This window comes from Bradyrhizobium sp. AUGA SZCCT0177, from assembly GCF_018130125.1.
Lineage (GTDB): Bacteria > Pseudomonadota > Alphaproteobacteria > Rhizobiales > Xanthobacteraceae > Bradyrhizobium.
On the sequence record NZ_JAFCMA010000034.1, the window covers coordinates 39,194 to 64,430 of the forward strand.

Genomic DNA, 25,237 nt, shown 5'->3' on the forward strand with positions numbered 1-25,237 from the left:
CCCAATTCATTCAGGGGTGACGGGCTGAGCCCGTCGACCCAGAATGAATTGTGTTGGGCGGTCCTTAGGCTTGATGCCGGTATCAGAGAGGAAGTCAGCAGGGACAGCAAGGTCGCGGAATGCAGACCAGCACCCCGCGACCTCGCTTCATTTCAAGCCGCTCAGCCGGCCGGGGTCATCACGATGCCCTTGTCCTTGGGCCAGCGCACGCGCCAGGCAAAGCCGATGTCGCGGACTTCGCCGGCCTTGGCCTCGAACGCCCATTCCAGCACACCACGCTTGTCGCGCAGATTGGTCGTGGTCGGCGGCGTCGAGGACGACAGCATCTCGACCTGGATGTCCTCGGCTTCGCTGACCGGCAGTTGATCCTCGATCGCGATTCTGATCGGGAAGTCGTGGCCGTTGCGGACCGTGGTCTTGAACGAGCGCTCATCGGTCTTCGACGTCGTCACGATCAGGCCGGCCGAACCCTCGTTACGCTTGACGGTCGTACGCTCGATCTTGATCTTGTCGTCGGCGCCGAAGCCGAGCCGCACGGTTTCGTCCTTGCCGGCGGCGGCCATCTGGCCGCGGCCGACGAACACGCCGTCGCGGTAGATCGAGACACGGCCGGGCAGCAAGGGCGCGTCCTCGGTCTGCTTGAAGCTGGCTTCAAGGAACGCGGTCGGGTCCAGCACCGGCACGGCGCGGACCGCAAGATCGGGCGCGATGATCGCAGAGGAGACGCGCAGGCTTTTGGCGCCCTCGCTGGCGCCGAGGCTGACACGGCCCGGAATTTTGAAGGTGACCTGGAAACCGTCGACTTCGGCCGTGGCTTGTTGCTCCTCAGCTACCTTGCTGCGTGCCTCCTGCGTCATCGGCGCCGGCGCCGCGCGAACCAATGGTTTGGCGGCATCCATGCCACCGCTGATGGATGCGGCAGCCCGCGGCGGCGGCGGATATTGCACGATCAGCGAATTCAGATCCGGCGCCTTGCCGCCGCGCGCGGTGCGCACGGTGGAAACGGCGAGCGCAACATTCGACCAGTCTTCCCCGGTGTTCTGGGTGATTTCGGCGCGGCGCACCAGTTCGAGCGCCGGCTTGCGGTCCCTGGCGCCGGTATCGAAACGGGCATCATACAGCGGCGTCCAGCGCGCGTTGCGCACCGCATAGGTCACCCGCAGCGTGGCCTTGGTTGCGGCCGCGGCGGCGAGTTCGATCCGGACCTCGAGCTTGCTCGGCGGCTTCTGCGCCCGGTCGGCTTCCAGCCGCGCGATTTCGCGGTCGAGCTCGCGCTGCTTGCGTTCGGCATCGCGGATCGCGCTGTCGGCGGTGGCGACTTCCTCGGCCACGGCAGCAAAGGCCGCGCGCCATTCGGCAATCGGGCGCGCCTCGCCCTTGTCGCCAATCCCGGCCGGCGAGGCTTCCGCAAACCGCTCGGCGAATTTGCGTCGCGCCGCGGCTGAATTGATCGCGCCCTGCAGATCGGCGCGCTGGTCCTTCAACGCCTCGATACGCTTGTCGAGTTCGGGCAAATTGACCGGCGGCGCCGCGCGCGGCGGCTTGGCGTCGATGGCGCCAATGGTGAGTTTTGCCCCCGCCTCGCCCTCGACCCGCAGCGAGGACGGGTCCAGCGTCAGCGGAAAATCCTTCAGCACGGCCGAGTGGTCGCCGGCCGGAAGATCGAGGGTGATGACCCGGGTGATGCTGGCCCCGTCGGGATAGACGGTGACGGCGTCGACGGCCGAACTGGCTGATACATCGGCCGCCCGCACTGGAGCTGCGGCCAACGCCGCAACCACGACGAGGCTGGCCGTCACAAGACTATTGGCAAACAATCGCATTGGTTTCCCTCTCCTAAGGCCGCCTGCTGAACGGCGACGCGAAAATCCCACCACCCCTGGTGATGAGACGTTGCGAGAGAGGAACTGGTTCGATTGGGGTTTCCGTGAGGCTTATGCGAGGCGGCGCCGCGGCGACGGGAGTCAGGACCGCCGGATAGGCACAATGTCGTCCCCGCGAACGCCGGGACCCATACGCCGCGGCCCATCGATTTGGAGAATGCTGGAGCGACCACTTGGCGTAACCAACAAACGCCGGTGGCTATGGGTCCCCCGATGCGCAATTGCGCATCTGAGCTCAAGGCCGGGACGACAAAAGAGCGAAAGCAACGCCTCTTAAAACACCAACGCCTTGGCCTGCTTCACCTGCGGCAGTGCCTGCACCTTGGCGAGCACGTCGGCCGGGATTTCACCGTCGATTTCCACCAGCGCGATGGCGTCGCCGCCCTGCTTGACGCGGCCGAGATGGAAGGTCGCGATGTTGATCTTGGCGTCGCCGAGCAAACCGGCAAAGCTGCCGATGAAGCCGGGCTTGTCCTCGTTGGTGACGTAGATCATCGACTTGCCGAACTCGGCATCGACGCGGATGCCCTTGATATCGACCAGCCGCGGCTTGCCGTCGTGATAGACGGTACCCGACACCGAACGCTCCTGGCGTTCGGTGACGACGGTGACGGTGATCAGGCTTTCGTAATCGCTCTGCGCCGCGCGCACGATCTCGTCGACCACCATGCCGCGCTCCTTGGCGACAACCGGCGCCGAGACCACGTTGACGTCGCCCAGCATCGGCCGCAGCAGGCCGGACAGCACCGCCGAGGTGATCGCCTTGATCTTCATTTCGGCGACATGGCCCTCATAGGTGATCTGCACCTTGAGGATGCCGCTCTCGGTGAGCTGGCCCGCGAACGAGCCGAGCTTCTCGGCCAGTTCAATGAACGGCTTCAGCTTCGGCGCCTCTTCGGCGGTGATCGAGGGGAAATTGACGGCGTTGGAGATCGCGCCGGTCAACAGGTAATCCGACATCTGCTCGGCGACCTGCAGTGCGACGTTCTCCTGGGCTTCGGTGGTGGAGGCGCCGAGATGCGGCGTGCAGATCACGTTGGGATGGCCGAACAGCACGTTCGAGGTAGCGGGTTCCTCGATGAAAACGTCGAAGGCGGCGCCCGCGACATGCTTGGAATTCAGGGCATCGACCAGCGCCTGCTCGTCGACCAGGCCGCCGCGGGCGCAGTTGATGATGCGTACGCCCTTCTTCATCTTGGCGATGGCTCCCGCGTCGATGATGTTTTTTGTCTTCTCGGTCAGCGGCGTATGCAGCGTGATGAAATCGGCGCGCTTCAAGAGATCGTCGAGCTCGACCTTTTCGACGCCGATGTCCTTGGCGCGCTCCGGCGACAGGAACGGATCGAAGGCGATCACCTTCATGCGCAGGCCGAGCCCGCGGTCGGCGACGATCGCGCCGATATTGCCGCAGCCGACCACGCCGAGCGTCTTGGCCGTGATCTCGACACCCATGAAGCGGTTCTTCTCCCACTTGCCGGCCTGCGTCGAGGCATCGGCCTGCGGAATCTCGCGTGCCAGCGCCAGCATCAGGGTAATCGCGTGTTCGGCGGTCGTGATCGAATTGCCGAACGGCGTGTTCATCACGATGATGCCCTTGGCGGTCGCGGCGGGAATCTCGACATTGTCGACGCCGATGCCGGCGCGGCCGATAACCTTCAGCTTCTTGGCCTTCTCGATGATCTTGGCGGTCGCCTTGGTCGCGGAGCGGATCGCAAGCCCATCATAATTGCCGATGATCTCGGCGAGCTTGTCCTTGTCCTTGCCGAGATTGGGCTGGAAGTCGACATCGATGCCGCGGTCCTTGAAGATCTGAACGGCGGCGGGCGACAGCGCGTCGGAGATGAGGACTTTGGGTTTGGACATTGGTGTGATCCCTATGGGCGATGTACTGATGTCGTCACCCGCGGGCTAAAGCACGAAGCGCGTCTTCGCGCTTGAGATCCGCGGGTCCATCTTCTTTTTCGATGGATGGCCGGGTCAAGCCCGGCCATGACGATGTGAGATGACGCTAGCTTAAGCAGCCTTCGGCAACGCGGCCTTGGTCTCGGCGAACGCCCAGTCGATCCACTGCGTCAGCAGCGCGACGTCGGACGCTTCCACGGTGGCGCCGCACCAGATCCGCAGGCCCGCCGGCGCATCGCGGTAGTAGGCGAAGTCGTAGCCGGCGCCTTCCTTCTCCACCAGCGCGACCAGCTTCTTGGAGAAGTCGGCCTGCGCGTCCGCCGTCAGCGAGGTGATCGCGGGATCGACGAACTTCAGGCAGACCGAAGTGTTGGAGCGGATCGCCGGATCCTTGGCCAGGAAGTCGATCCACGGCGTCCTGGCCTTCCAGTCGGCCAGCGCCTTGGTGTTGGCATCAGCGCGCGCGATCAGGGCCTTGAGGCCACCGATCGATTTCGCCCAGTTCAGCGCATCGAGATAATCCTCGACGCACAGCATCGACGGCGTGTTGATGGTCTCGCCTTCGAAGATGCCTTCATTGAGCTTGCCGCCCTTGGTCAGGCGGAAGATTTTTGGCAGCGGCCACGCCGGCTTGTAGGTCTCCAGCCGCTCCACCGCACGCGGCGAGAGGATCAGCATGCCGTGCGCGGCCTCGCCGCCCAGCGCCTTCTGCCAGGAGAACGTCACCACATCGAGCTTTGCGAAATCGAGCGGCTGCGCGAAAGCGGCGGACGTTGCGTCGCAGATGGTGAGGCCTTCGCGGTCGGCCTTGATCCAGTCGGCATTGGGCACGCGCACGCCGGAGGTGGTGCCGTTCCAGGTGAAGACGATGTCGGAGGCGGGATCGGCCTTGGAAAGATCGGGGATTTCACCATAGCCGGCGTGCAGCTTGGTGACGTCCTTGAGCTTCAGTTCCTTGACGATATCGCTGACCCAGCCTTCGCCGAAGGATTCCCAGGCGATGGTGGTGACGGGGCGCGCGCCGAGCAGCGACCACAGCGCCATTTCGACCGCGCCGGTATCGGACGCCGGCACGATGCCGATCTTGTAACCGGCCGGCACTTCAAGCACTTCGCGCGTCAATTCGATCGCGAGCTTGAGCTTGGCCTTGCCGACCTTCGCGCGATGCGAACGGCCGAGCGCTGCGTCTTTGAGATTTGCGGGGTTCCAGCCGGGGCGCTTGGCACAGGGGCCGGAGGAGAAATGCGGCACATTTGGCCGCGAAGCGGGCTTCGCTACGGTCATATTCTATCCTTCCAGATAGCAAGCCTCCCGTTGGGGGGAGGTGTCCCGCGGCGGTGATTAGGGGAATCGTGCCCGATCGTCAAGGAACTTCGGGCGCTTCCGATATGTCCCTGACATCACAGGTGATTGAAGCATCGACAGCTGTGGACGAGACCGGCTGCTGCTCCAGCAGTCCAGCCGCATCGTTGATCAGCCTGGCGGCCATTCGCCGGCTCGAAGTTTTCAGAACGCTTTTTTCGCCGGCCTGCACGACATATTCATTGCCGATCCGCACGATCGAATAATCCTTCATCGAAAATCCCCCAGAGTTGCCCACGGCCCCATGGGAGACGCTGACATAGCGGAGACGCTCCTCTCCGTAAAATCACGGAGGTCGAGGTAGTTTATCGCCTGTTAACGGGATCGCAGAGTCAGAACGACCATCAGCAATTGCCTGCGTCGTGACGCAGCTCTGCACAAGAATAAAGCCTCAGAATCTCAAGGTCATGCCGAGATGGCTGCGCGCGAATCCAAGCCGTTCATAAAACCGTTGCGCATCCACGCGCGTATGATGCGTCAGCAGTTCCACCAGCTTGCAGCCCTTGGCGCGCGCTTCTGAAACCGCCCATTGCACCAACTGCTCGCCAATGCCCCGGCTGCGGCAATGGCTGGCGACGCGGACATCCTCGAGCAAACCGCGCGAGGCGCCCTGCGAACTCAGGCCGGGCAGGATGCACAGCTGCAGGCAGCCGACGACAGCGCCCTTGCCATCCTCGGCGACCACGAGCTGGATATTCCGGTCGCCCGCGACGCGTTCGAACGCGTCGAAATAGGCTTGCGGCAGCGGATCTTCGAGCCGCTCGCGCGGGCCACCGAGCGGATCGTCCGCCAGCATGGCGACGATGACGGCGATGTCGTCACGGCGCGCGCGACGGATGGTGACTTGCGAAACGGTGGCCATGGGGTTTTCCGGTGAATTCAGCGCGCCGGCGGCAGGCCGAGCGATTTTTCGGTCTCGCCGATCCAGCGGCGCACGGCGGCATAGCCGTCGAGATGGAAGCCGCCTTCATGCGCCAGCCTTGTATAGGCCAGCAGCGAAACGTCGGCGAGCGAGACGGCGTCGCCGACCAGGAACGGCGTGATGGCGAGCTGGTGCTCCATCCGCGCCAGCGCCGCATAGCCGCGCTTGACCTTGTCGGGGTCGAGATCGGAGGCAGATTTCCCGAGATAGAACATCTGGAAACGGCAGACCGCGATATAGGGCTCGTGGCTGTATTGTTCCCAGAACAGCCATTCGTCCATCTTCGCGGCGGCGAACGCATCCGCTGGAATGAGGTCGCTGCCGCGGGCGAGATAGCGGATGATGGCGTTGGACTGCGCCAGCGTGCGGCCGTCGTCGAATTCGACGGCCGGCACCTGGCCGGCATAGTTGAGCTTGAGGAACTCGGTCGTGCGGGTTTGGCTCTTGAGCGTATCGATCGCAACCCAGCTATAGGGCAGCGCGAGTTTGTCGCACACCCACTTCACCTTCAGGCAGTTGCCGGAATTGGTATCGCCGTAGATTTTCATGCGCGGTCGCCCTCGTTATGGCGACAGTGCAACAGCCCGCGGCAAATCTGTCAACGGTATCAGGATCGACGACGGACCAGGCCAAGTCTGAGGCTAAGTCTGAGCCTGTAGCCCATCAGAACTTGTAGCCGAGGCCCGCGCGCACCGTGTTGACGGTGGTATCGACACTGGAGGTGAACCGGAGATATTCCCACTCGGCGCGCAGGAAAAGACCAGCATACAGCATCATGTCGATGCCGAGACCGCCGGCAAATCCTGTGATGAACTTGGAATTGGCGTTGTCCGTCAAGAAACCGGCTGCAGAGTAATTGGGAAGTCCGTTCGTGCCGACATAGAGATAATCAATGCTGGCATCGGCCCTGCGATTGATATTCGCCTGCCCCATCGCAACGCCGACGAATCCATATGGCAGAAAGCTGTCGATGGCATATCCGCCACGTACCCGCAACGAGCCGTAATCGGTGATCTTCATCGAGGCGCTCGAGGACACGCGCGCTGTCGATATGTAATCGGTGGGGTATTGGAACGAGCGACCCTGGGAACCGCTGTTGGCACCGAAGAAGTTGCCGTGGGTATAGTTCAGCTCGATACCGATGAGGGCTTCGCTCCACTGAAAATTATAACCGACGAACCCGCCGTAGCCGCTGCTCTGCATATGGGACTTCCCGAGCAGAGGCCATTGCGAAATGTTGAACTGCGATTCCAGATCGAGATTGTTCAGGAGCTTGGCGAGCAAATCCTGGCCGGAATTGGTGAAGTCCATGTCCGCCGCGCCATGCGAGACATGGCCGCCGACATAGACGCCCGACCAGTTGACGCTGCTTCTGCTCAGCCCGTCGGTGAAACTGCCGCGGAGATAGTCCGGCATATCGGCCGCCTGCGCGCCGGTCACCGCGCCACACATCACCGCCACCAGCAAAAAACGACGCATCGCAACACTCCATCGAACAACTCTAACTTGCGTTGATCATGGCTCGTTAACCCTAACCAATCGTTATCGCAGGCTCCGATGAGACGTGATCTTGCGGGAAAAAGCCAAACGCATCGCGTGCCTGCGACAGGCGCCAGAGCGTTTTCGAGCGAAGTGGATACCGGTTCGCGTGAAGAAAACGCGTCAAAACAAGAGTCTAGAGCTTCGGTTCTGATTCAATCAGAAGCGAAGCTCTAGGTGCGGCCGCGCCAAAAGCAAAACGGCGCGGGAAGATCCCGCGCCGTTCTCAATCCTTAACAGATGGAAGTCGCAATTAACCTTTGCGCATCAGCGGCGCCGGCGCATAGACCTGCGGGCTTTCCAGGTTCCAGCGCACGCCGAGCTTGAGGTCATGCGAGGTCATGTCGCGGTACTGGAAGGTCGAGGTACCGGCGGGCGTGCCATCGAAGAAGCGGCCCTGGCCGTGGATGCCGGTACCCATGTCGAGGTAGCGGTACGCCAGTTCGACCGTGAAGTTGTTGCTGACCTTGTAGGCAAGACCGGCGTGCACGGCCCATGCGAAGTTGGTCTTGCTCGCGCCTTCAGCGAAGTACGAACTGGCGCGGCCATCGAACGCCGGGAACGTCGCGACATCGCTAAAGCCGGTGGTCTTGATGGTGGCTGCGCCGAAGCCGGCACCGATGAACGGCGTGATGCACCACCAGGTACCGAGGTCGACGTAACCGTTGACCATTCCGACCCAGCTCTTGTAGCCGCCGTTGTAGGCATCAGCGAGCCCGCCGCCGGGATTGAACATGAAGAAGTCCGTGCCCTTGAAGCTGACCTTCGAGCGATACTCGCCGGTGATGTCAGCACGGAACCAGCTGTTGAACTGGTAGCCGACACCGACGCCGTACAGCGTGCCGCTGTCGAAGCCATGGCCGTTCTGACTCCAAACCGTATTGGCCGGCAGGGTGTCGTAGGCGTTGACGTGCAGCTTGCTCTGGGTGTTGGTCATACCGATATCGCCGCGCAGATACCAGCCACCGAAATCCTGCGCCGGAGCCGGTGCATAGGCCATCGGAGGTGGCGGTGCGATCGAAGGCATGTCCGCGGCGAAGGCAACCGACGACAACAGGGATGCCGCTCCGGCGGCAAGAAGAGACTTAACGCTACGCATTGGCTTCGTCCTTTTGTCCGGTGAGGCGACTGCGGAGGCCTCACATCAAAAACTCACGAGCGGACGATGCCAGCAAATGCTTAAGCGGCGCTTAACCCTAATTTTTAAGGTTGATAATCTCCGAATATTTCTGCCAGCACGTGTTCGCACAATGCAAGCTGATGCATTTGCAGCACAGAAAATGGCGAAACCGCCATACATCCTAACGATGTGTTGACGGAAATGACACGGATGCTGACCTACCCGCTTGCTTGCCCGCGCCGTTTGCAAACGCTTCGTTAGCGCGCGAGCTTCGGCATCTTCGGCAGGAACACGGCGAGCAGGCCGAGCGCCGGCAGGTAGGCGCAGAGATGATAGACAAAGGCGATGCCGGTGTGATCGGCAAGCTTGCCGAGCACCGCCGCCCCGAGCCCGCCGATGCCGAAGGCGACGCCGAAGAACACGCCGGAAATCATTCCGAAGCGATGCGGCATCAGCTCCTGCGCGAACACGATGATCGACGACGTCGCCGAGGACAGGATCAACCCGATGATGACAGTCAGCACCGCACTTCCAAACAGGCCGGCATAGGGCAGCGCCAATGTGAACGGCAGCGCGCCGAGGATCGAGAACCAGAGGACGTATTTGCGGCCATAGCGGTCGCCGAGCGGCCCGCCGAAGAACGCGCCTGCGGCATTGGCGGCGAGAAAGATGAAGAGATAGAGCTGGGCCGCCTGGGTCGAGACGCCAAACTTGTCGATCAGATAGAAGATGTAATAGCTGGACAGGCTCGACACGTAGAGCTGTTTTGAAAACAGCAGCGCCACCAGCACCACGAGTGCGATCTTGACGCGGCGCGCGTCCGGCGCATCCGGATGCCGTTCGACCACGGCAGATTTCTTCGTCGTGATCTGCGGCCGGTACCAGACGCCGATCCGCCACAGGATCACGATCGCCAGAAACGCGATCGAGGAAAACCAGGCGATGCTGGGCTGGCCGAACGGCACCACGATCAACGCCGCCAGCACCGGCCCCATCGAGGTGCCGAAACTGCCGCCCAATTGAAACACCGATTGCGCAAAGCCATAGCGCCCGCCCGAGGCAAGCCGCGCGATCCGCGCCGATTCCGGATGGAACACGGCCGATCCCAATCCGACCAGCGAGGCCGCGATCAGAATGGTCGTGTATTGATGCGCGACGCTGAGCAGCAGCAGGCCGAAGAATGTGAACCCCATGCCGATCGCGAGCGAGAACGGCTGCGCCTTCTTGTCGGTGAAGTGCCCGACCAGCGGCTGCAGCAGCGACGCGGTGAACTGGAACGCCAGCGTGATCAGGCCGATCTGCGCATAGTCCAGCGCGTAATTGTCCTTCAGGATCGGATAGACCGACGCAATCAGGGACTGCATGGTGTCGTTGAGGAAGTGCGAGAAGCTGATCCCGGCCAGCACGACATAGGCCGGCCCCGCGGCCACCGCCTTGGCGGCGAGCGCCGGCGACACGTCGGGCACCACCACGGGCGCAGTGAGCGCTTCCTCGGAGACGGTGACGGGCTTGTTCAAGGGCGCGATTCCCGAATATCGACTGGTGAATAATGCCCGTTCCTACGCCGCGCGCATGGCGGCGACCAGCATAAATAGCTTATGGCTGCGATGCGTTGGGGTGCGGCTCTTCCCCTCTCCCCTTGTGGGAGCCGAAACGAGCGAAGCTCGCTCTTGGGTGGACGCGATGCGAAGCATTGCGGACGGGTGAGGGGTCTGTCTCCGCGGATAAAACTCCCTCTACGGATAGATACCCCTCACCCGGCGCTTCGCGCCACCTTCTCCCACAAGGGGAGAAGGGAAGATTTCCTCAATTGATGGTGCTCGCCTCACGCCGCGGCGGCGTGGCCGAGGGCGGTGACGATGTGATCGACCACTTCCTCGACCAGGATGCGATCGTCGCCCTCACCCATCACACGGATCACGGGCTCGGTGCCGGACGAGCGGACCAGCAGGCGGCCGCAGCCGTTGAGGCGTTTTTCGCCATCAACGATCGCGGATTTGACCTCGGCGTCGTCGAGCGGCTTGCCGCTGCGATAGCGTACGTTCTTCAGGATCTGCGGCAGCGGATCGAATTTGTGGCAGACCTCCGACACCGGGCGGCGGAGCTTTTGCACCACGGCCAGCACCTGCAGCGCCGCGACGAAACCATCGCCGGTGGTCGCATAGTCGGACAGGATGATGTGGCCCGACGGCTCGCCGCCGAGATTGTAGCCCTGCTTGAGCATCTGCTCGAGCACATAGCGGTCGCCGACCGGCGTGCGCACCATCTCCAGCCCAATGCCTTCGAGGAAGCGCTCCAGCCCGAGATTGGACATCACGGTGGCGACGATGCCCGGCTTGGCGAGACGGCCGTCTTCCTTCCAGCTCTGCGCGATCACCGCGAGCAGCTGGTCGCCGTCGACCACATGGCCGCGCTCGTCGACCAGGATCACGCGATCGGCGTCGCCATCGAGCGCAATGCCGATATCCGCGCGCATCTCGCGCACCTTGCGGCTCAGCGCCTCCGGCGAGGTCGAGCCGCATTCCTTGTTGATGTTGAAACCGTCAGGCTCGACGCCCATGGCAACGACGTCGGCGCCGAGCTCCCACAGCGCTTCCGGCACCACCTTGTAAGCCGCGCCGTTGGCGCAATCGATCACGACGCGCAGGCCGTCGAGCGAGAGTTCGCGCGGCAGCGTGCGCTTGGCGAATTCGATGTAGCGGTCGTGAACGCCGTCGATGCGGCGGGCGCGCCCGAGGCTGGCGCTCTGCGCCAGACGCCGGTCGATCGGCTCGTCGAGCAATTGCTCGATCTGCTTCTCGACGTCGTCGGACAATTTGAAACCCTGCGGGCCGAACAGCTTGATGCCGTTGTCCTCGAACAGATTATGCGAGGCTGATATCATCACGCCAAGATCGGCGCGCATCGACTTGGTCAGCATCGCGACCGCCGGCGTCGGCATCGGGCCGAGCAGCAGCACGTCCATGCCGACAGAGGTAAAGCCCGCGACCATCGCGTATTCGATCATGTAGCCGGACAGCCGCGTGTCCTTGCCGATGACGACGCGATGGCGGTGATCGCCGCGCTGAAACACCAGGCCGGCCGCCTGCCCCACCTTGAGCGCGAGCTCCGGTGTGATCAGACCATTGGCACGGCCCCGAATTCCGTCGGTACCGAAATATTTGCGGCTCATAAAACCCCCAGCCATTCCGACGCCTCTCAAAGCCATCCGGCAAGAAGCAGCGAACGCGCACCATAGCGTGCACCGGCCTTATAGTCTCTCAGGCGCTAAAATGGCTTCAAAAAATATGATGAATCATTACCGGCACCGGAAGTCGCGATCGCAGCATAACCCATTGCAAAACATGATATTTTTTAATCCAGCCGCTGCTTGGGTACCCCTTGATCGCGCCGCTTGATGTGATGGTCGCCCTTCGACGGCGGCGGCTGGGTCACATTCACGGGGTCCGAGCCCGGAAAGGTCTCCTCAAGCCCCTCCTCCAGGGCCTCGTCCAACCGGCGCTTTTCAGCGCTCTCGCGGGACTCGCGGGCGGGCTTGGGATGGCGATCAGGTCCGGTCATGAGATGTCCTTATGTTTTCCTTGGGACTGTCCCCACGCAGGGTTCCGCGAGCCTGATTTGGCTGACGTATCAACCATGCTAGATGACGACACAGAAAAGAAATTCAAGCAAGAGATCCAGGAAGGGGCCGGGAACGTCCATGAAGCACATTACCTGCATCGAGGACCTGCGTCAGTTGCACAAGCGCCGAGTTCCGAAGGCGTTTTTCGACTATGCGGATCGCGGCTCCTATTCCGAGGACACGCTGCGCGCCAACCGCGCCGATCTCGAAGCGATCAAGTTCCGCCAGCGCATCCTGGTCGATGTGTCCAGGCGCGATACGTCGACGACGATCCTGGGCGAGCCGGCCGCGCTGCCGCTGAGCCTCGCCCCGGTCGGATTGCTCGGCATGCAGCACGGCGACGGCGAAATCGCCGCCTGCCGGGCCGCGCAGGCCGCCGGCATTCCGTTCACGCTGAGCACGATGTCGATCTGCTCGATCGAGGACGTCGCCGCCAATGTCGACAAGCCGTTCTGGTTCCAGCTTTACGTGATGAAGGATCGCGGCTTCATCAAATCCCTGATCGAGCGCGCGATCGCGGCGAAATGCAGCGCGCTGGTCCTGACCGTCGACTTGCAGGTGATGGGACAGCGCCACCAGGACATCAAGAACGGCATGACGATTCCGCCGGAATGGTCGTTGTCGAAACTGATCGACTTCGCCACCAAGCCAGCCTGGGTCGCCGGCGTGATGCGCGGCAAGCGCCGCACCTTCGGCAACATCGCCGGCCACGTCAAAGGCACCGACGATATCACCCAGCTCTCGCAATGGACCAACGCGCAGTTCGACACCACGCTGAGCTGGAAGGATGTCGATTGGATCCGCTCGATCTGGCCGGGCAAGCTGATCCTCAAGGGCATTCTCGACGTCGAGGACGCCGAGGAGGCCGTGAAGACCGGCGCGCATGCGATGGTGGTCTCCAACCATGGCGGCCGCCAGCTCGACGGCGCGCCGTCGTCGATCGAGGTGCTGCCGGAGATCGTCGATGAGGTCGGCGACAAGATGGAAATCATGTTCGACGGCGGCATCCGGTCGGGCCAGGACGTGATGCGCGCGCTCGCGCTCGGCGCCAAATCCTGCATGATCGGCCGCGCCTTCGTCCACGGCCTCGGCGCCGGCGGACAACAGGGTGTCGCCAAGGCGCTCGATCTGATCCGCAACGAAATGCTGGTGACGATGGGCCTGTGCGGCGTCAACACCATCGCCGAAATCGACGATCACGTGCTGGCGATTTAGCTATCGGAAAAATTCCATCGTCGTCCCGGACAAGCGAAGCGCGATCCGGGACCCATAACCACAGGCCGTCGTATTTACGAAGGCTGGAGCTACCGCCCAGTTTAACAACAAACAGCGGTGGTTATGGGTCCCGGCCTTCGCCGGGACGACAATGAGATGCAGCGCCTCACCCCTCACATCGGCGGCGTAATTCCGTTGCGGCCGACATTGACGCGGGCAGCTTCCAGCGTGCCGTCTTCCTTCTTCGCCGCACCGAAGATGATGATTTTTGCGCCCGGCTTCAGTTCGGACTTGTCGCCGGCGACGAAGGTGACAACAGGCGTATCCGGCGGCACCACGACTTTCTTCTCGCCGTCCTTGTATTTGACCAGGATGTTCTGGCCGTCAGTGCCCTTGACCGTCTGGGCGACGGTGGCGTTGGTCATGGTGGAGTTCGCCCGCGCATCCCAGGGCCGGAAACCCTCCGCGGCACCGCGCTGGTTTTCCGGGAAAATATGAACGGCAACCGCCCGCTGGGTGCCGTCGGGCTCCGGCATGCCGGTGACGCCGATGTAGGAGCCTTCCTTGATCTCCGACAGTTCGGTCCTGGCGACGCCGAACACCGCCACATTGTCGGTCATCCGCACCTTCAGGTCGGCGCCCTCGCGCGACTTGATCGAGAGAACATTGCCATCGACGGCCTCGATGGTGCCGCGGATCCGCACCGTCGGTGTCGGCGGTTGTTGCGCCCACACCGTCGTTCCGAGCATGGTGGCAAATGTCAGTGAAGCAGCGAGCAGGCGTGACGTCATCCGCATGGCGGTATCCCTTCCAATGTCTGAGCGTCCCACCAACGCGAACACCGGAGGGAAGTGCGTATTCCAGGTGTTGGCTTCTCCCTTCGCTTCGCGAATCCGCCCTCTTCCACAAGGGGAGAGGAAAACAAGCCTCACATCGGCGGCGTCAGCCCGTCGCGGCCGACGCTGACGCGGTTGGTCTCGAACGAGCCGTCCGGCAGCTGCTTCATGAACGCGATCACCTTGGCGCCGGCCTTGAGATCGGACTTGTCGGCGGGGACATAGGTCACGACCGGCGTCTCCGGCGAGACCAGAACCTTCTTCTCGCCGCCCTTGTATTTGATCAACAGCGTGTGACCGTCATTGCCGGCTACGGACTGATCCACCGTCGCATTGGTCATGGTGCTGTTGGGGCGCAGATCATACGGCCGCGAGCCCTCGCCGGTGCCGCGCATCGCCTCGGGAAACACGTGCACCTCGACCGCGTTCTGGCTGCCGTCCGGTCCCGGCACCGTGGTGGCGCCGATGAAGTAACCCACCTTGACATCGGACAGCGGGATTTTGGTAATTCCGACCACCCTGATATCGCCGGTCATGTGCAGCTTGACGTCTTCACCGCCGCGCGACTTGACCGCAAGTATGTCGCCCTCGACACCTTCGATGGTACCGCGAACCCGCGTCGGCGTGGGCGGCTGCTGGGCGATGGCGTAGATCGTGGACGCGGCCACCATCGCGGCGGCGAACAGCGGGCGGATCAGTGTAGAACGATGCTTGGACAGATTCTTGGACATGAGGGATCTCCGGTGGGCCACCACGTAGCCATTGCCCCCAATTCCCGCAACGATACTCCCGCTCAAACTTTGTTGAGATCGGCCTCGACGATCGCACGAAGTTCTGATGTCACTTCGGGGCGCTTTCCGAACCACAATTCGAACCCGCGCACCGCCTGGTGCAGCAGCATGCCGAGCCCGTCGGCGGTCTGCAGCCCGCGCCCGCGCGCGGCTGATAGCAACGGCGTATCCAGCGGCACGTAAACCAGGTCGCTGACGACGGCGCCCTGCGGCAACCGGCCGACATCGAGTTCGAGCGCCGGCTGGCCGTGCATCCCGAGCGAGGTCGTGTTCACCAGCAGCCCGGCGCGCGGCAGCAATTCGTCCAGCGCATCCCATGCCACCGGCAATACGCTCGCGCCGAATTGATCCGCCAGCGCCTGCGCGCGCTCCCCGGTCCGGTTGGCCAGATGCACGCGCTTGACGCCGCGTTCGATCAACCCGAACAGCACGGCGCGCGCCGAACCACCGGCGCCCAGCACCAGCGCCTCCTCGGCACGCTCCCATCCGGGCGCGCAGGCATCGAGATTATTGATAAAACCCTCGACATCGGTGTTGGTCGAACACAGCTCACCGTTCTCGAACCACAAGGTGTTGGCGGCGCCGACCGCGCGGGCGCGGTCATCCGGCTTCGACAGCGCTAGCGCGCGCTCCTTGTGCGGAATGGTGACGTTGGCGCCGACGAAGCCGCGCAGCGAAAGCCGAAAGACAAAGTCCTGAAACTCGTCGGGCGGCACCGCCTCGATGACGTAGCCGCCCTCGATCCTCAGCGTCCGCAGCCAGTAATGATGGATCAGCGGCGAGCGCGAATGCGCGGCTGGCCATCCGATCAGGCATGCGGCAGGGGGTCTGGTGGCACGGGTCATGGCAGTCAATTCGGCCATGCCGGCGGCGGTGTCAATGCCGGGGTGCGGTGGCAAAGACCCCGGTCGAAAACGCAAAGTCAGGGCTCGACCTTGCATTGGAGCCGGAGATCGGAACCCGTCGGGTTGGCAGCGGCGCATGCGATGCCGGGGACGGAGCTGCCACGCCGGTCGATCGCGCACCACTGACCATCTCGCTTGGTCCAGGCGACGCCGCGCTGACCTGATCCAAAATGCACCGGCTCGTCAAAACGCGGCTCGATCATCACCTGCCCGGCGGTGTCGACCAGCCCCCATTTGCCGTCCTTGAGAAAGGTCAGCAGACCGAATTCGAGGTTGGCGCCGACCCGCTCGGCGCCGATGTCCACCCAGGTCTCGCCGGTCCGGGAGAGGATTGCGCGCTTGCCGCCAGCCTCCGACATCAGCGCATGACTGATATCGCACAGGGCGCCAGGACGCGGCGGAACGACCCAGGACTGATCCGTCAACCGCAGCACGCCGGTCGCGCCGGAGATCGTGACGAATGCGGTGCCGTCAATTCGGCGCCGCGCGGCGGCGTCGAATTTCGGCTCGACCAGCCAGCTGCCATCCGATCGCATGAAGCCGCGTTTGCCGTCGACCGAGGCGACGAAGACATCACCAACACCTGACAGATAATCGAATTTCGGTTCCAGCAGCCATCGACCGTCGGCGCCAATGCGTCCCCATTTACCATTGATCTTCACATTCTTGACACCCGGCCCAGCCCAAGTGACTGCGTCGAATTTCACGGCCGTCAGCAGGTTCGAGCTGGCGTCGACCAGCCCAAACTTGTCGCCGATTTTCAACGTATATGGCGGCACGCCACCGCGGCACATCGCATCGATGAGTTGGCCACCCGGCGGCTGCAGCGGGCTGCCATCCGCTTTGAAGTAAAACCGCTCCTTGTTTTTGTATGCCTCCAGCCGTCCGTCGGGGCATGGTCCGACGGGCTGATCGAAGCCGGCATCGAGCACCACGCGACCATCGAGATCCAGAAGGCCCCATCGATCCGCCTTCTTGAAATTCCAGCCCACCACGGTCTCGGACTTGTAATCTCTGTCAAAGTTAGCGGCGAACTGGATCTGCTGGTAGTCCGTTCGGAATATCCATGCACCGGTTGTGTCGATCACGCCGAAGAAGCCATCTCGCTCGGCCGAAGTGCGCCCGAATCCTAGCTTGAACGGCAATGCCTTGTCGAATGCCGGTTCAATGACGAAATTTCCGCTCCGGCCGATGAAGCCCACCTTGCCGTTGAGCGTCACCTGCGCTAGGCCGTCGATCAGTGAGCCTATCTGCTGGAATTTTGGCTCGACCAACCAGCTTCCGTCGGCACGCGCCAACCCCCAGAGCTTGTCCCTCTGCACCCAGCGGATCGATGGATCGTCCTTGTCAAACGGAGGTGACCACCGAGCAACTGACGGTTCGATCCGATGCCCTGAAATGTCGATCACTTCGTTTCCGATATTTCCAGGATAGGCCACATTTCCATCGAGAAAATTTCCAGACACGCTAACGCTGACGCCGCCCCCGGGCGGGAATGCGACTCGGCTCCCGGAAAAGTCTTCACCTCCGGCCATTCCACCGAGTTCCCGGCGTTCCGACACGGCAAACCGATCCGGCGCAATCGCCCGGATGAAGCCGTATTTCGGTTCGATCACCATCTTGCCGTCGCGGTCGATCAGGCCCGACTTGCCGCCGACATCGACCTGCGCAAAGCCGAAATGGTAGTCGTCGACGATGCGATATTGCGGCTTGACGACTTCGCGGCCGTCTTCATCGACGAAACCGTAGAGACCGTTGAGGCGAACGGCGGCGCGGTTGTCCGAGAAGGTACCGACCCAATCATATCGCGGAAGTACCGTGACCGAGCCATCGCGACGGACCGCTCCGCACAAGCCGCCCGGAAACGTGCACATCGCCAATGGGAAGGTTATAGGTTTGCCCGGCCCGGGCCGGTCGTAGAGCGGGCGGCCGTCGATTGCGAGCTTGTCCTGGAGGATCGCCTTGCCGGCCGGCGTCAATTCCGGCCGCTTGTCCTGCGCGAGTGCGGCAGTCGCCAACATCACGGCAACCAACGCAGCGGCATTCGACCATATACGCACTGTCACTGCCCTCGTCCGAACCGCCTTATCTGTCGTGGACAAATAAGGACGATCCGTGGCGAGAGCGTGTTAGCTATTCCACAATGTACGATTGCGCTTGCCGGGCGGCAAAGCCTGTTTCCAAACACGAAAATAGATTCCGGGTTCGCGCTTTCGCGCGCCCCGGAATGACGAACGTCAAACCATCACGCCGCGACCCGATTCGCGGCGATGATCTGGTCGGCGGCGCGGCCGGTCACTTCGGCCATGCGGTCAAACTGCCGCGTAAAGCCGCCGGCGCCGGCGGTGGCGGACCGCAGCTCGACGATCAGGTCGCCGATCTCGGCCTCCGGCATGGTGGCGCGGACGCAATCCCAGCCGGCCCAGCCCTCGCGGGTGTCGAAGCCGAGGATCTGGCCGCGCCGCGCCGACAGGATGGCGTTGATTTTTGCCGTCGCTTCGGTCGGGCAGACGATCTCCACCATGTGGATCGGCTCCAGCAGCACCGGCTGGCACTGCGGCAGCGCCTCGCTCATGCCGAGCCGCGCCGCGGTGCGGAAGGCAAGATCGGAGGAATCGACGCTGTGATAGGAGCCGTCGGTCAGGGTGACGTGGAGGTCGATCACGGGAAAGCCGAGCGGCCCGCGCGTGAGGCTGTCGACCACGCCCTCTTCCACCGCGCCGATATAGTTGCGCGGCACCGCACCGCCGACGACCTTTTCGAGGAATTCAAAGCCCGAGCCGCGCGGCATCGGCTTGATCTCCAGCACCACGTCGCCGAACTGGCCGTGGCCACCGGACTGCTTCTTGTGGCGCCCGCGTTGCGTGATCGATTTGCGGATCGTCTCCTGATAGCCGATCGCCGGCGCCTGCGATTTGACGTTGACGCCGAAACGATCCTTGAGCCGTTCGAGCGCGACGCGCAGATGCATCTCGCCCTGCCCCCACAGCACGATGTCGTGGGTCTGCGTGTTGTGGATCATCGTCAGCGACGGATCCTCCTCGTTCAGCCGCAGCAGCGCCTGGCCGAGCTTGACGTCGTCCTTGCGATCGTTCGCGGCCAGCGACATCGCCAGCACCGGCGGCGTCGGCTCGACCCGCGCGAGCGAGGCCGGCGCGGTCTTGCCGCTCGAGAGCGTGTCGCCGGTCTTGATGGCGTCGAGCTTGCCGAGGGCCACGGTTTCGCCGGCTTCCGCCGCCGCCCGTTTGCTGTCGTGCCCGCCACTGACCGCGAGGATGCCGGAGACCCTGCCCGCTTCGCCGGACGAGGATTGCAGTGTCGCACCGTCATCGAGGTGCCCGGCGAGCAGCCGCACCAGCGACAGCTTGCCGCCGTGCGGCTGATGCAGGGTCTTGAACACATAGCCCAGCGCATCCTTGGGCGAAGACGCGCTGAGGCGCTTGGCGGTCTCGGTCACGCCGGGCGCTTCATGGCGCAACGCCTTCATCAGCCGCAGCACGCCGTTTTCGCGTGTCGCGGCACCCAGCAATACCGGGCAGATCAGGCCTTCGCGCAATTCGCGCGCGAGATCGTCGAACACCGCATCGCGCGGCGGCTGGATGTCTTCCAGGAGTTGCTCCATCAGCACGTCGTCGTGATCGGCGAGCTTTTCGAGCATCGAGAAGCGCGCTTCCTTCTCGCGGTCGAGATTGCCGCCGTCCAGCGCAATCACTTCCGAGGGCTTGTGTTCGCGGTAGACAAAGGCGCGCTCCAGCGCCAGATCGACAAAGCCTTCGATCAATTCGCCGTTCCAGATCGGAATCTGGCGCAAGACCAATGGCACGCGCGAGGCCGGCTGCAACGTCGCGAGCGTTTCGCGGATGCGCTTGTTGGCCTTGTCGATCTTGTTCAAAAACAGAAAGCGCGGAATGCCCATTTCCTCGAGCTCGCGCAGGATGATCTGCAGTTGCGGCAGCTTCTTTTCATCGGCTTCGCAAACCACGATCGCGGCATCGACCGCCGGCAGTGCCGAGCGCATGTCCTGCGCGAACTCGATCGAGCCGGGACAATCGATAAAGGTGTAACTGTCGCCCATGAAGGTGGTGGTGGCTGCACTTAAGGCCACGCCCATCTTGTGGTGCCGCGCCTCGGGGCTGGAATCGCCGACCGAAGTTCCGGCATCGACGCTGCCGGCGCGGTGGATGGCGCCTGTGCGCGCCAGTATGGCTTCAAGAAGTGTGGTTTTACCGCTCTGGAAAGGGCCCACCAGCGCAATGCACCGTGGACCCGATTCTTTAGTACCTGGGGGACTTCTGACGTCTTGTCCCATTGCCGCCTCCTTGTTTGGAGCTCGGCCCATGATTGGGTCGGCGGATCAGATGCTCCGCCCGCCGCGACGATTTGGCAAGCCAGAAAATCATCGCTGCGGTGCAGTGCGAGTCGGGACCATCAGACCGCGGGCGGGTCGATCATGATCCGCAACGCCGATGCAAAACCGGCTATATCGATCGCGTCGTCCCAGGCCAGTTGCAGGGAGATACCCTGCAGAACGGCGATCATGACACGCGCGGCCGATTCCGGGTCGAGGTTCCGTGGCCACCGTCCCTCGCGCTGCGCCTTGCGGATCATCGGCGACAATATCTCGACCGCCTGGCTGACGCCTGCCAGGGCCTCGCGCTTTAATCGCGGATTGGACAGGCTCTCCGCCCATAGCTGCACCGCGAGCTTGCGCCATCTTTTTTCCTGGGGATCGCGCAAACCCAGCACAAAACCTTCGACCAGGCGCACCAGACTGGTATCGAGATCGGCCGCGGTCAGCGCATGCTGCATGCGCAGCCGCTCCATCGCGTGCCGTTCGGAGGCGATCGCCATCACCACTTCGGTCTTGCCTTTGAAGTATCCGTAGATAGCCCCCGGACTGAGACCGGATTCGGCGACGATGTCCTGCATCGTCGCGGCGTGAAAACCTTCGCGCGCAAAACAGGTCAGCGCGGCATCGAGAATGCGTTCACGCTGGGCACTGGCCCGTGCCGCGCTGATCCTAGGCACGTGGCACTTCCGCCAGCACCGTGTGATAGAAACTGTAGCCCGGCATTTGACGGCTCTGCGCACCCATCACTTTCGCGCGATATTCGTCGGCCCCGAGATCGCTCATTAGCGCAAGTCCACGTTCGCGCAGGAACGCGGCCAGTTGTTCGGGCAGCAGCCCGAACCGCCACGGCTCGCCGGTTCCGTCCACTTTGGCGATGGCCTTTTCGGCACCCGCGAAAGCGACCGAACCGTTCAACACCCCCTCGTGGACATAGGTGAAGATGAAGCGGCTTCCCGGCGCAAGGCGGCCGGCCCAACGCATCACACCGCATACCGCTTCGCCGGTGAGATATTGGCTCACGCCTTCCCACACCACGATCGCGGGACGCGATGCGTCGAAGCCCGCGGCGCGAAGCAATTTATCGTAGTCGTCGACTTCGAAATCGACCTTGACGAACGTCACCTTTCGCAAATCGGCTTGCGCCGAGCGCAGCCGCGCCTGCTTCACTCTGGCGGTATTGGGATGGTCCACTTCGAATATCCGGGCGGTCGCGAGCGCGTCCAGACGCCAGGCGCGGGTGTCGAAACCAGCGCCGAGCAGCACCACCTGATCGATCTCGGCCGCCGCCTGCACAATCCAGTCGTCAATCAATTTGGTGCGGGCGATGCCGGAGGTTCGCGCGCCAGGCCAGCGGCGGTCGATATAGTTGTTCAACAGTGCCGCCGCCGGGCGCAAACCGAAAAGTTTTGCCGCCAGTCGCAGTTCACTCGGTAACAGAGCGGCCGCGAGCGGATCGGCAAAGGCGCGCGAGTTCGGCGCCTTCGCATGTTCGGAGGCACGAAACACCGCCATGAATTCCGCGGTCCGACTGACCTCCTGACTGCGCATCTGGCTCTCCTCAAAAAGAACGTCCATTCTTTTTAAGGTCAGCCACCGTCACTGTCAAGATTGGCTGCCGTGAATCCAGACCAAGGTTACCTTCCCGGCCGAAGTTCCAGGCTTTCCAATCCAGCGGCGATGCTGACGCCGGCCGGGTACCGCACGCCCGGCCGCGCGCGATTGAAGTTCGCGGAACCGTGGACCGCCATCCTTATCTTGAGCGCCGCGACGTTTCCCGCAGTTCGGTCGGCGTCATGCCGAAACAGCGGCGAAAGCGGCGATTGAAGTAGGGGACCTCGTTGAACCCGCAGGTCCATGCAATTTCGCTCACCTTCAATCGATCGTTGGCTGCATCCATCAGCATCACCCTGGCCTCATGCAGCCGCATCTCGAGCACGCGCTCGGCGAAGCTCGATCCGCTTTCGGCCAAAAGATCGTTCACGTAGCGACGCGACAGGCCCAAACGCTGCGCAACGCTCTGCGACGAGAATTCCGGATCGTGAAAGCCCGATTTGATGGCCGCAAGAACGTCGTGCAATCGTGCTGCACGCAGGCCGCGGGTCACGGCAATCTCCGACGGATCGCCGCGCGCGCCGAGCGCAAGTGCGACGAGATCGATAAGCATCGTCTCGATGCGCCGGTCGAGCGCCGGATCGCTTTCCTGCTTCAGGCCCATGAGAAACTCGACGTACCGGCCAAGATGACGCAATGCCGGTGAGGACGCATCGAGCGGCTTGCCTATGAGGTCGTCAGCGTTTGGGACCAATGCAAGAAGCCGGGCGCGTGAAATATTGATCGCATACCAGCCATTTTTCGGACCTATGAGCATCTCGCCGGGTTCGGCAGTCAGAAGCACCGCTGTGTCGCGGTTGATCGTCGCCTCCTGCCCGTTCTGGATGCTGATTATATCGGAGCGACCGTTATGAAGTGCGACGCAAAAATTGTCCGCACCATCGGAAGCGACGTCGCGCTGGCTGCGCCTCATCCGATCGATGCTGCCGTCGAGCCGACCGATACCGACCGCGCCGATCGGCACGAATTCAAGGTTCACCGTGAACGGGCGGTCTTCCGCACGCTGGAGATCGACCGAACCGTAAAGCGCATTCCACTGATCCTGCCAAAGCGAGAATTTTTCCTGATCGTTCAGATGAGACGGAAGTTGCTCCGATGCAAAAACAACTTTCTGGATCCTGCCGCCAACGGTCTTTCCGCCAAACTCATCAACGTCCATCGCCTGCGATGCCTTCAAAATTCGCTTCGCTTCGAGCAGATCCCGATCAAGTCAAAATAGCTGCATCGGCACGATCCAGACAGTGCCAGTTAAACCAATTGTGCCAGCCAGTTTCGCAACCCGTGGCGCGATTGCAACGCTCGCCAGCAATCAGGAGGCGATGCCACGCGGTGCAAATCAGGAGCCCGTCAGGACAATCCCATTTTGCGCGGCTTGTTAAGAATGCACCGAGACTTTCTGAAACGCGACCTGATGAATCCGGGCCTGACGATTCAGGGATCAGGACTCATCCGCAGAATTGTTCGGGGACGACATTATGAAGCATCTATCGCGGACGACGCTCGCAGCCGCTGCCGTTTCATTGGGCAGTCTCTCTGCTGGGTTCGCGGCCGATCTCGGACCGCGCCCGGCGGCGCCGATTGCGCCGGCCTTTTACGACTGGAGCGGTGTCTATGTCGGTCTGCATGCCGGCTACGGTGGCGGCATGAAGGATTGGACCCAAGCGTTAGGGAACAATTTCACTGCGAAGGGTTTCCTCGCCGGCGGCCAGATCGGAATCAACAAGCAAATCGGCAGCCTGGTGTTCGGCCTGGAACTTGATGGATCGTGGGCCGACATTGGTGGCTCGCAGACACTTTCCGACGGCGGACCGGCCGCGGCCTTCCAGGTGGACTTCACCGGCCGGTCGAAGATCGATGGCCTTGTAACGTTGACGGGGCGTGCCGGTTTGGCCGCCGACCGTTGGTTCGTCTATGCCAAGGGCGGCCTCGCCGTCGCGCAAGAAAGGCATTCTTTCAGCAATAACACCTCTACCTTCCCGCCAGCACCTCCGTTTACCGCCGTCATCTCGGGCAGCAGCAGCGAGCGTCGATGGGCTCCTACGGTCGGCTTCGGAACGGAGTATGCGTTAGGAAACAACTGGTCAGTCAAGGCCGAGTACGACTACGTCCACCTGGGCAACAGAACGGTGGGATTTACCGGAACGGCGAACTTCAATGGCGTCGCAGCTCCCCTTGATCCGACCAACGTGCCAATCGAGCAGGCGCTCCATCTCGTCAAGATCGGCGCGAATTATCGTTTTGGCGGAATTCAGACCGATCCGACGTTTGCACCGGTCAGGGCCGCGCCAGGATACAACTGGTCGGGCGCCTATGTCGGCGTTCAGGGCGGATACGGCTTCGGCCACAAGGCATGGCCCGACCTGTTCGATCCGGCGAATCCCCAAACCGGAAAGTATGATGTGAACGGATGGCTTGCCGGCGGAACCGTCGGGGTCAATGCGCAGGCAGGCTCATTCGTCTTCGGCGTCGAAGGCGAATGGATGTGGACCGGCATCAAAGGCAATCAGACAACGGTTTTTGATTTTGGCGTGGGAGTAACGCAGACCGGCCTCGAGACAAAGGTCAATTGGCTTGCGATCGCGGCAGCGCGCGCCGGTTTTGTGGCCGCCGATCGCCTGCTGGTCTATGGCAAGGCCGGCGTCGCGCTCGCTGACGAGAGGCACACGCTTACTCAAAGCACGATCGTTCCAGGTTTCAGTTCGGTATTCAACCTGGAAGCCAAAGCCCTGCACACCGGACTCGTGGCGGGTGCCGGCATTGAGTACGCCCTCGGCGGCAATTGGTCGGCCAAATTCGAGTATGACTACATCAAGATGCTTGCGCAGAACTTTACAGCGATCGGCACCCAGAGCGTGAACGCCCCGCCCATTGTAGGATCGGCCGCTTTTACCGCCCAGTTCTCAAAGATGCCGCAGGACCTTCACCTCATCAAGTTCGGCGTGAACTATCACTTCAGCCCGGCGCCGGTCGCAGTCAGTGCCCGATACTGATCCGCGCATCGCGAAGAAGCCTCAGGTCGTAGTATTTCCCGAACAGACCGGACAAACAAATGGCCCGCATTCCGCGGGCCTTTTCTATTGGCCAAGCACAGAAAGCGTGGCGCGATTGCAACGCTCGCCGGCAATCGCCGGCTAATGCCACGCCGTGCAAATCGAGCGCCAACGAGGACAAACCGATT

21 protein-coding genes are annotated in these 25,237 nt (G+C 62.5%); 2 read left to right on the top strand and 19 right to left on the bottom strand.

What is annotated here, in order from left to right; translation table 11 throughout:
• Positions 1 to 161: 161 nt before the first annotated feature.
• The 11 genes from JQ597_RS30760 to JQ597_RS30810 form a co-directional block, all read right to left on the bottom strand.
• Entirely contained in the window at positions 162 to 1,823 is a 1,662-nt protein-coding gene (locus JQ597_RS30760) for a mucoidy inhibitor MuiA family protein (protein ID WP_212269226.1), read from the bottom strand.
• 333 nt (positions 1,824 to 2,156) lie between these two features.
• Positions 2,157 to 3,746: a phosphoglycerate dehydrogenase gene (gene serA, locus JQ597_RS30765; RefSeq protein WP_212269227.1), complete on the bottom strand. Its 1,590-nt coding sequence runs from the start codon at positions 3,744 to 3,746 to the stop codon at positions 2,157 to 2,159.
• A 150-nt stretch (positions 3,747 to 3,896) separates the two neighbouring features.
• Positions 3,897 to 5,069 carry a phosphoserine transaminase gene (locus tag JQ597_RS30770; RefSeq protein ID WP_212207237.1) on the bottom strand — a complete coding sequence of 391 codons (1,173 nt, stop codon included), beginning with the start codon at positions 5,067 to 5,069 and terminating at the stop codon, positions 3,897 to 3,899.
• Positions 5,070 to 5,148: 79 nt separating this feature from the next.
• Positions 5,149 to 5,361, bottom strand: coding sequence for a hypothetical protein (locus JQ597_RS30775; protein ID WP_212269228.1), 213 nt, complete (start codon positions 5,359 to 5,361; stop codon positions 5,149 to 5,151).
• Between the two features lie 177 nt (positions 5,362 to 5,538).
• Positions 5,539 to 6,009 (bottom strand): GNAT family N-acetyltransferase, encoded by a 471-nt coding sequence (locus JQ597_RS30780; protein WP_212269229.1) that lies wholly within the window; start codon positions 6,007 to 6,009, stop codon positions 5,539 to 5,541.
• 17 nt (positions 6,010 to 6,026) lie between these two features.
• Complete coding sequence (locus tag JQ597_RS30785; protein WP_212269230.1) at positions 6,027 to 6,617, bottom strand: glutathione S-transferase family protein; 591 nt, start codon at positions 6,615 to 6,617, stop codon at positions 6,027 to 6,029.
• 115 nt (positions 6,618 to 6,732) lie between these two features.
• On the bottom strand, positions 6,733 to 7,548 hold the full coding sequence (locus tag JQ597_RS30790) for an outer membrane protein (protein WP_212269231.1): 816 nt from the start codon (positions 7,546 to 7,548) through the stop codon (positions 6,733 to 6,735).
• Between the two features lie 313 nt (positions 7,549 to 7,861).
• Positions 7,862 to 8,707: an outer membrane protein gene (locus tag JQ597_RS30795; protein WP_212269232.1), complete on the bottom strand. Its 846-nt coding sequence runs from the start codon at positions 8,705 to 8,707 to the stop codon at positions 7,862 to 7,864.
• Positions 8,708 to 8,985: 278 nt separating this feature from the next.
• A complete protein-coding gene (locus JQ597_RS30800) occupies positions 8,986 to 10,245 on the bottom strand; it encodes an MFS transporter (RefSeq protein ID WP_212269233.1) in 1,260 nt (419 codons plus the stop codon).
• A 308-nt stretch (positions 10,246 to 10,553) separates the two neighbouring features.
• Positions 10,554 to 11,900 carry a phosphoglucosamine mutase gene (glmM, locus tag JQ597_RS30805; protein ID WP_212269256.1) on the bottom strand — a complete coding sequence of 449 codons (1,347 nt, stop codon included), beginning with the start codon at positions 11,898 to 11,900 and terminating at the stop codon, positions 10,554 to 10,556.
• A 182-nt stretch (positions 11,901 to 12,082) separates the two neighbouring features.
• Positions 12,083 to 12,289: a hypothetical protein gene (locus JQ597_RS30810; RefSeq protein WP_212269234.1), complete on the bottom strand. Its 207-nt coding sequence runs from the start codon at positions 12,287 to 12,289 to the stop codon at positions 12,083 to 12,085.
• Between the two features lie 139 nt (positions 12,290 to 12,428).
• Between JQ597_RS30810 and JQ597_RS30815 the strand changes: the two genes are divergently transcribed.
• Complete coding sequence (locus tag JQ597_RS30815) at positions 12,429 to 13,565, top strand: alpha-hydroxy acid oxidase (protein WP_212207229.1); 1,137 nt, start codon at positions 12,429 to 12,431, stop codon at positions 13,563 to 13,565.
• 173 nt (positions 13,566 to 13,738) lie between these two features.
• Here JQ597_RS30815 and JQ597_RS30820 read toward each other — a convergent pair whose 3' ends face one another.
• The 8 genes from JQ597_RS30820 to JQ597_RS30855 all read right to left on the bottom strand — a co-directional run bounded on the left by JQ597_RS30820 (position 13,739) and on the right by JQ597_RS30855 (position 23,218).
• Positions 13,739 to 14,356: a single stranded DNA-binding domain-containing protein gene (locus tag JQ597_RS30820; protein ID WP_409411320.1), complete on the bottom strand. Its 618-nt coding sequence runs from the start codon at positions 14,354 to 14,356 to the stop codon at positions 13,739 to 13,741.
• A gap of 137 nt (positions 14,357 to 14,493) precedes the next feature.
• Positions 14,494 to 15,072, bottom strand: a complete 579-nt coding sequence (locus JQ597_RS30825; protein WP_502754710.1) for a hypothetical protein — start codon at positions 15,070 to 15,072, stop codon at positions 14,494 to 14,496.
• A 122-nt stretch (positions 15,073 to 15,194) separates the two neighbouring features.
• Complete coding sequence (locus tag JQ597_RS30830; protein WP_212269236.1) at positions 15,195 to 16,037, bottom strand: shikimate dehydrogenase; 843 nt, start codon at positions 16,035 to 16,037, stop codon at positions 15,195 to 15,197.
• A gap of 77 nt (positions 16,038 to 16,114) precedes the next feature.
• Positions 16,115 to 18,163 (bottom strand): WG repeat-containing protein, encoded by a 2,049-nt coding sequence (locus JQ597_RS30835; RefSeq protein ID WP_212269237.1) that lies wholly within the window; start codon positions 18,161 to 18,163, stop codon positions 16,115 to 16,117.
• A 179-nt stretch (positions 18,164 to 18,342) separates the two neighbouring features.
• Positions 18,343 to 20,406 (bottom strand): elongation factor G, encoded by a 2,064-nt coding sequence (locus JQ597_RS30840; protein WP_212269238.1) that lies wholly within the window; start codon positions 20,404 to 20,406, stop codon positions 18,343 to 18,345.
• 119 nt (positions 20,407 to 20,525) lie between these two features.
• Entirely contained in the window at positions 20,526 to 21,125 is a 600-nt protein-coding gene (locus tag JQ597_RS38375; protein ID WP_212269239.1) for a TetR/AcrR family transcriptional regulator, read from the bottom strand.
• Positions 21,118 to 21,996 (bottom strand): class I SAM-dependent methyltransferase, encoded by an 879-nt coding sequence (locus JQ597_RS30850; protein ID WP_212269240.1) that lies wholly within the window; start codon positions 21,994 to 21,996, stop codon positions 21,118 to 21,120. The genes JQ597_RS38375 and JQ597_RS30850 overlap by 8 nt, the downstream gene beginning before the upstream one ends.
• Positions 21,997 to 22,198: 202 nt before the next feature.
• Complete coding sequence (locus JQ597_RS30855) at positions 22,199 to 23,218, bottom strand: AraC family transcriptional regulator (RefSeq protein WP_212269241.1); 1,020 nt, start codon at positions 23,216 to 23,218, stop codon at positions 22,199 to 22,201.
• A gap of 298 nt (positions 23,219 to 23,516) precedes the next feature.
• Between JQ597_RS30855 and JQ597_RS30860 the strand changes: the two genes are divergently transcribed.
• The gene (locus JQ597_RS30860) at positions 23,517 to 25,049 is read left to right on the top strand and encodes an outer membrane protein (RefSeq protein WP_212269242.1); all 1,533 of its coding nucleotides are present in this window, start codon (positions 23,517 to 23,519) and stop codon (positions 25,047 to 25,049) included.
• Positions 25,050 to 25,237 lie beyond the last annotated feature (188 nt).

Excerpts from the sequence above, each read along its gene's own strand:
- JQ597_RS30760 (WP_212269226.1), bottom strand. The coding sequence starts at position 1,823 with ATGCGATTGTTTGCCAATAGTCTTGTGACGGCCAGCCTCGTCGTGGTT.
- serA (WP_212269227.1), bottom strand. The coding sequence starts at position 3,746 with ATGTCCAAACCCAAAGTCCTCATCTCCGACGCGCTGTCGCCCGCCGCC.
- JQ597_RS30770 (WP_212207237.1), bottom strand. The coding sequence starts at position 5,069 with ATGACCGTAGCGAAGCCCGCTTCGCGGCCAAATGTGCCGCATTTCTCC.
- JQ597_RS30775 (WP_212269228.1), bottom strand. The coding sequence starts at position 5,361 with ATGAAGGATTATTCGATCGTGCGGATCGGCAATGAATATGTCGTGCAG.
- JQ597_RS30780 (WP_212269229.1), bottom strand. The coding sequence starts at position 6,009 with ATGGCCACCGTTTCGCAAGTCACCATCCGTCGCGCGCGCCGTGACGAC.
- JQ597_RS30785 (WP_212269230.1), bottom strand. The coding sequence starts at position 6,617 with ATGAAAATCTACGGCGATACCAATTCCGGCAACTGCCTGAAGGTGAAG.
- JQ597_RS30790 (WP_212269231.1), bottom strand. The coding sequence starts at position 7,548 with ATGCGTCGTTTTTTGCTGGTGGCGGTGATGTGTGGCGCGGTGACCGGC.
- JQ597_RS30795 (WP_212269232.1), bottom strand. The coding sequence starts at position 8,707 with ATGCGTAGCGTTAAGTCTCTTCTTGCCGCCGGAGCGGCATCCCTGTTG.
- glmM (WP_212269256.1), bottom strand. The coding sequence starts at position 11,900 with ATGAGCCGCAAATATTTCGGTACCGACGGAATTCGGGGCCGTGCCAAT.
- JQ597_RS30810 (WP_212269234.1), bottom strand. The coding sequence starts at position 12,289 with ATGACCGGACCTGATCGCCATCCCAAGCCCGCCCGCGAGTCCCGCGAG.
- JQ597_RS30815 (WP_212207229.1), top strand. The coding sequence starts at position 12,429 with ATGAAGCACATTACCTGCATCGAGGACCTGCGTCAGTTGCACAAGCGC.
- JQ597_RS30820 (WP_409411320.1), bottom strand. The coding sequence starts at position 14,356 with ATGACGTCACGCCTGCTCGCTGCTTCACTGACATTTGCCACCATGCTC.
- JQ597_RS30825 (WP_502754710.1), bottom strand. The coding sequence starts at position 15,072 with ATGGTGGCCGCGTCCACGATCTACGCCATCGCCCAGCAGCCGCCCACG.
- JQ597_RS30830 (WP_212269236.1), bottom strand. The coding sequence starts at position 16,037 with ATGACCCGTGCCACCAGACCCCCTGCCGCATGCCTGATCGGATGGCCA.
- JQ597_RS30840 (WP_212269238.1), bottom strand. The coding sequence starts at position 20,406 with ATGGGACAAGACGTCAGAAGTCCCCCAGGTACTAAAGAATCGGGTCCA.
- JQ597_RS30850 (WP_212269240.1), bottom strand. The coding sequence starts at position 21,996 with ATGCGCAGTCAGGAGGTCAGTCGGACCGCGGAATTCATGGCGGTGTTT.
- JQ597_RS30855 (WP_212269241.1), bottom strand. The coding sequence starts at position 23,218 with ATGGACGTTGATGAGTTTGGCGGAAAGACCGTTGGCGGCAGGATCCAG.